The sequence below is a fragment of the Roseateles sp. P5_B10 genome (assembly GCF_056400485.1).
Genome location: NZ_JBFULE010000297.1, coordinates 1 through 5997, shown reverse-complemented (window position 1 = coordinate 5997; position 5997 = coordinate 1). Strand labels below are relative to the sequence as shown.

Genomic DNA, 5997 nt, shown 5'->3' with positions numbered 1-5997 from the left:
GGTCTGGCCCAGCACCACGCATTCCAGCAGCGAGTTGCTGGCCAGGCGGTTGGCGCCGTGCAGGCCGGTATAGCCGGTTTCGCCCACGGCATACAGGCCCGGCAGGTCGCAGCGGCCGAGCAGGTCGGTCACAGCACCGCCGCAGGTGAAGTGCACAGCCGGCACGACGGGAATAGGCTGCCTGGCGATGTCGATGCCGAGCTTGAGGCAGCGGGCGTGGATGGTCGGGAAATGCTCGATGAGGAAGGCTTCTCCCAGGTGGGTGGCGTCCAGCCACACATGGTCCAGGCCGTGCTTTTTCATCTCGAAGTCGATGGCGCGGGCGACGATGTCGCGCGGCGCCAGCTCCATGCGCTCGTCGTGGGCGGCCATGAAGCGGGTGCCCCCGAGATGTTCAGGCAGCTTCAGGTAGGCCCCCTCGCCGCGCAAGGCCTCGGTGATGAGGAAGCTGCGCTCCTGCGGGTGGTAAAGGCAGGTCGGGTGGAACTGGATGAATTCCATRTTCGCGACCCGGCAGCCGGCGCGCCACGCCATGGCGATGCCGTCGCCCGTCGACGTGTCGGGGTTGGTGGTGTAGCGGTAGACCTTGCCGGCGCCGCCGGTTGCCAGCACGACGGCGCGTGCTGGCAGCGTCTCCACGCGCTGGGTGTCGATGTCCAGCGCGTAGGTGCCGTAGACGCGGGGCGGCTCGTCTCGCTGCACATGGCGTGACGTGATCAGGTCCAGCGCCATCCAGCGCTCGCGCAGCGTGATGTTGGGGTGCTTGCGGGCCAACTCCAGCAGCTGGTCGTGGATGGCCTTGCCAGTGGCGTCGGCCGCGTGGGCGATGCGGCGCACGGCGTGCCCGCCCTCACGCGTCAGGTGCAGGCCCATCGGGCCGGTGTCGTCGGTCGTGAAGGGCACCCCCTGGTCCACCAGCCAGCCCACGGCCGCGGCGCTGCGCTCGGCGATGAAGCGGGCGGCGGCTTCGTCGACGAGGCCTGCGCCAGCGTCCTGGGTGTCGCGCACATGGCTTTCGATGGAATCGTCGCTGCCCAGCACGCCAACGATGCCGCCCTGGGCCCACGCGGTGGCCGCCTCGGTCAGCTCCCGCTTGGCGAGGATGACGACGGGCACGCTGTCGGCGAGATGCAGGGCCACGGTGAGGCCGGCCAGGCCGGCGCCGATGATGACGACGGGCGCGTCGTCTGGAGGGGCAGCAGTCATGGCCGGGCATTGTCATGCAGCGCCGGCACTCCCGCGCCTTGGTGAGGATTGCCATCACACGCAGGCTGCCTACGCCACGCCCTCCCCTATGCTGCGCGCCGCTGTCAACGAAGCAGTGCAGGGAGCGATATGGAGAAGTTGAAGTGCTGGGCCGGCGTCGTTGCCGGCCTTTTGCTGTTCGTCAGCGCCGCACGGGCGGCCCCACCGCCGGCCGAGGTGTTCTTTGGCGATGCCGACATCGGCGAAATCGCGCTGTCGCCCTCGGGCAAGCGGCTGGCCATCACGACCGCCAAAGGCGCCAAGCGCGTCGGCCTCGTCGTGCTGGAACTGGCCCCCGGTGGCAAGCTGACGCGAGCCGTGCAATTCGGCAAGGAGGATGTCACTCAGGTCCATTGGGTCAACGATGACCGGCTCGTCTTCAGCCTCACGGACCTGAGTGGCGAGAACTGGCGGCCGCCGGGCCTGTTCGCCGTGAACGCGGACGGCACCGGGCTGCGAAAGCTCATCGAGCGCGACAACCGCTTCGGGATCAACAAGGGGGAGCCTGACTACAGCTTGCTGGACTGGAGCCACAGCCTGCGCCTGGTGCCCGAGCCACGGCCCGGTGAACCCAATGAAGAAGTGCTGGTGACCTCCTACTCGCGCCGCACCCAGGCGCTGTTGTGGCTGAACACTCGCACGGGCATGACGCGCGACGTCGCCGTTCAGGCACCGGCCGACAACATCCAGCAGTGGCTGGTCGACGCCAGCGGCGCGCCCCGCGCAGCAGTGAGCTTCACGAACGACCGCCTGCAGGCTTACTGGCTCAAGCCGGGCAGCACGCAATGGGAGCAGCTCTACGACACGACGGTGCTGAAGCAGCCCTTCAGGCTCCACGACGTCGACAGCAAAGGCACGCTCTACGTCACGCACGTGCCCAAAGGAAGCCCGCAAGGCGTGTTGGCGCGCTACGACGTCCAAACGAAAGCGCCCGCTCAGGCCGCCATCGTGGCAACGCCTGGCTTCGATTTCGCCGGCCACCTGATCACCGAAGGCGGCACCGTGCTGGGCGTGCGGGCGCTGGTGGACAGCGAGGCGACAGTCTGGCTGGATGAACGCATGGCCAAGTTCCAGCAGCAGGCCGACAAGCGCCTGCCGGGCTTCATCAACCGCATCAGCTGCCTTCGCTGCGGCCAGCAGGACATGGTGGCCGTCGTCAAGTCCTACGGCGATCACGACCCCGGCAAGGTCTGGCTCTACCTGGGTAAACCGCCCGACGGAGAGCCCCACTGGCGCTCCATCGGCCGGGTGCGCGAGGCGGTCACCCCCGAGCAGATGGCGACGATGGATTTCAAGACCATCAAGGCCCGTGACGGACGCGAACTGCCGGTGTGGATCACGCGCGCCGACGATGCCAAGGGGCCGCGCCCGGCCGTTGTGCTGGTGCACGGCGGGCCCTGGGTGCGGGGCCATGYCTGGGAATGGGACAAATGGGGGCAGTTCCTGGCCTCGCGCGGCTACGTCGTCATCGAGCCGGAGTTCCGCGGCAGCGCCGGCTACGGCGAGGAGCATCTGCGCGCCGGCTTCAAGCAATGGGGCCAGGCCATGCAGGACGACGTGACCGACGCGCTGCGCTGGGCGCAGAAGGAAGGGTTGGCCAGCGAGAAGGCCTGCATCATCGGCGCCAGCTACGGCGGCTACAGCACGCTGATGGGCCTGGCCAGGGAACCCGACCTCTACCGCTGCGGCGTGGCATGGGTGGCCGTGACGGACCTGGAGCTGATGGTGCAGGGGTCGTGGTGGGTGAGCGATGACAGCAGCATCGCCCGCAAGCTGACCCTTCCCGAAATGGTCGGCGGCCCCAAGCAGGATGCCGCCATGCTGGCCGCCAACTCACCGGTGAAGCTGGCCTCGCGCATCAAGGCGCCGGTGCTGCTGGCCTACGGCGAGGCAGACCTGCGCGTGCCCATCGTGCATGGCAAGCGCATGCGCGACGCCCTGAAGGCGGCCGGCAATCCGCCGGAATGGGTCAGCTACCCCGAAGAAGGCCATGGCTTCGGCAAGCCCGAGAACCGACTGGACTTCGCCCGCAGGGTGGAGACCTTTCTCGCCAAGCATTTGGACCAGCCATGAAGCAGCGTCTGCTCGCCCCACTGATCCTGCTGGCCACGCTCGCCACGGGGACCCCGGTCCTGGCCGCGCCGCCRCCGGCCGAAGCCTTCTTCAAGGACCCCACCATCGTCGAGGCCGTGCTGTCGCCGTCGGGCCGCAAGCTCGCCGTGAGGAGCACCTTCGGCGGGCCGCGCGTCGGCCTCGGCGTCTTCGACCTCAACCCTGGCGGCAAGCCGATGCGCACCGCGCAGTTCAATGATGGCGACATCTCGCAGGCCTACTGGGTCAACGATGACCGGCTGGTCTTCAGCGTCACGGACCTGTCCGATGGCAGCGGCCGCCCCAATGGCGCGCCTGGCTTGTTTGCAATCAACCCCGACGGCAGCCAGATCCGACAGTTGGTGCGGCGCATGGGGCGGCCATTCTTCACTGACGGCAGCCGGCAGGATCGTCTGCTGGACTGGAACCACCGCCTGCTGGCCGTGCCACGGCCACAACCGAACGAGGTCAACGAAGAGGTGTTGCTGGCCGAGTTCACGCCCGACGAGCGCCACCTGGAAACGCCGCTGTGGCTCAACACCCGCACCGGCCGCACGCGGCTGACCGGCGTGAACGCCCCACCCGACACCGTGGGCTGGGTGACCGACAGCCGCGGCGAGCTGCGCGTCGCGCTGACGCGCCGCGACGGCCGGCGAGGCGCCCTGTGGCGCGGCCCGGGCCGCCAGGACTGGCAGCCTTTGTACGAAAGCGATCTGCTGAACGCGCCCTTCGGCATCAACGCCGTCGACGATRCCGGCCGGCTCTATGTGACGCACACCCAGCGCGGTAGCGAAACGGTGCTGAGCCTGTACGACTTCGAACGTCACGCGCCAGACCCCAAGCCCCTGGTCGTGACACCGGGTTTCGACTTCAACGGTCGTGTGCTCAATGACGCCGCGGGCACTGCCCTGGGCGTGCGTGTCACGACCGACGCCGAGACGACGGTCTGGCAGAACGCCGCCATGCAGGCGCTGCAAAAGGCGGCGGACGAGCGCATGCCGGGCCGCGTCAACAGCATCAGTTGCCGACGCTGTGGCCAGGCCGATGTCGTGGCGCTGGTGCGCTCCTACAGCGACCGCGAGCCCGGCCAGTTGTGGCTCTACCAGGCCCAGCCGCCCGCGGGCGAATCAGTCTGGCGCCCCGTGGGCCGCATGCGCAACGCGATCGAGCCGTCCGAGATGGCACAGATGGACCTGCACCGCATCAAGGCACGCGATGGCCGCGATTTGCCTGTCTGGGTCACGAAGAACGCCGAGGCCACAGGTCCGCTGCCGGCCGTCGTCCTCGTACACGGTGGACCCTGGGTGCGCGGCAATGCCTGGGGTTGGCATGCCTATGCGCAATTCCTGGCCTCGCGAGGCTACGCCGTGATCGAGCCGGAGTTTCGCGGCAGCACCGGTTACGGCCGGGACCATTTCCGCGCCGGCTTCCGCCAGTTCGGCCAGGCCATGCAGGACGACGTGGCGGACGCTCTGCGCTGGGCGCAGGAACAGAAGATCGCCAGCGACAAGGCCTGCATCGCCGGCGCCAGCTACGGCGGCTACAGCACGCTGATGGGCCTGATCAAGGACCCCGAGCTCTACCGCTGCGGCGTGGCCTGGGTGGCCGTGACCGACCTGGATCTGTATGTGGCGGGGTCCTGGTGGGTCCGCGATGACATCCCCGAGTGGGGTCGCCAGTTCCAGCTGCGCGACATGGTGGGCGACCCGGAGAAGGACGCCGCCCTCATCGCCGCTCATTCACCCGTCAAGCAGGCGGCCCGCATCAAGGCGCCCGTGCTGCTGGCCTTCGGTGAAGCCGACCTGCGGGTGCCTCTGGCCCACGGAGAGCGCCTGCGCAAGGCCATGCGCGAGGCCGGCAACGAGCCGGCCTGGGTGACCTACCCCGGCGAAGGCCATGGCTTTGCGGTGCTCAAGAATCGCGTTGACTTCGCGCAGCGCATGGAGGCCTTCCTGGCCAAGCACCTGGGCCCAACTAGCCCTTGAACCCGTTGTAATGCCGCCGCCACTCCGGCGGCCTCCATAGGTGGGCCAGGCGCATGCCCCAGGTCTTCTCCTGGGCCATGTCGTGGAACATCGCCCGCCACTCGTGCGCATTCAGCCAGAACAGGTTGTGCGTGTAAAAGGGGTGCTCCAGGCCGTAGTCCACCGCCGCCTCCTCGGGCACGAAAGTGCCGAACAGGCGGTCGAAGACGATCAGCGTGCCGCCGAAGTTCTTGTCGATGTATTGCGGGTTGCGGCCGTGGTGGGCGCGGTGGTGGGACGGCGTGTTGAAGATGAACTCGAACCAGGCCGGCATCTTGCCGACCCAGCCGGTGTGCACGAAGAACTGGTAGCCCAGGTTGAGCGACAGCGCGAACAGCACCCAGCGAGGCTCGAAGCCCAGCCACACGGCCGGCAGGTAGAACAGCCAGTTGCCCGCAATCGGATAGAACCAGCTCTGGCGCAGCGCGGTGCCGAAGTTCATCTTCTCCGAGCCGTGATGCACGACATGGGCACACCAGAACCAGCGGATGCGGTGGCTGCCGCGGTGGAACCAGTAGTAGAGGAACTCGACGAGGAAGAACAGGCCGATGAAGCGCCAGACAGTCACGTCGACGGTGAACAGGCGGTGGTCATAGACCCAGCCCATGGCCGGCAGCACGAGGACGACGAGCAGCAC

The 5997-nt window shown here is 68.1% G+C and carries 4 protein-coding genes; 2 read left to right on the top strand and 2 right to left on the bottom strand.

Features of this window, described 5'->3' with window-relative positions; genetic code table 11:
- Positions 1–1206: L-aspartate oxidase (gene nadB / locus AC1DU6_RS17400; protein ID WP_477858566.1), on the bottom strand; the 1206-nt coding region annotated here is incomplete at its 3' end.
- A gap of 129 nt (positions 1207–1335) precedes the next feature.
- Between nadB and AC1DU6_RS17395 the strand changes: the two genes are divergently transcribed.
- Positions 1336–3318, top strand: a complete 1983-nt coding sequence (locus AC1DU6_RS17395) for a S9 family peptidase (RefSeq protein ID WP_477858564.1) — start codon at positions 1336–1338, stop codon at positions 3316–3318.
- Entirely contained in the window at positions 3315–5321 is a 2007-nt protein-coding gene (locus tag AC1DU6_RS17390; RefSeq protein WP_477858562.1) for a S9 family peptidase, read from the top strand. Before AC1DU6_RS17395 ends, AC1DU6_RS17390 begins: the two co-directional genes overlap by 4 nt.
- Here the strand turns inward: AC1DU6_RS17390 and AC1DU6_RS17385 are convergent.
- Positions 5311–5997: sterol desaturase family protein (locus AC1DU6_RS17385; RefSeq protein WP_477858560.1), on the bottom strand; the 687-nt coding region annotated here is incomplete at its 5' end. The two genes, AC1DU6_RS17390 and AC1DU6_RS17385, sit on opposite strands and share 11 nt — an antisense overlap.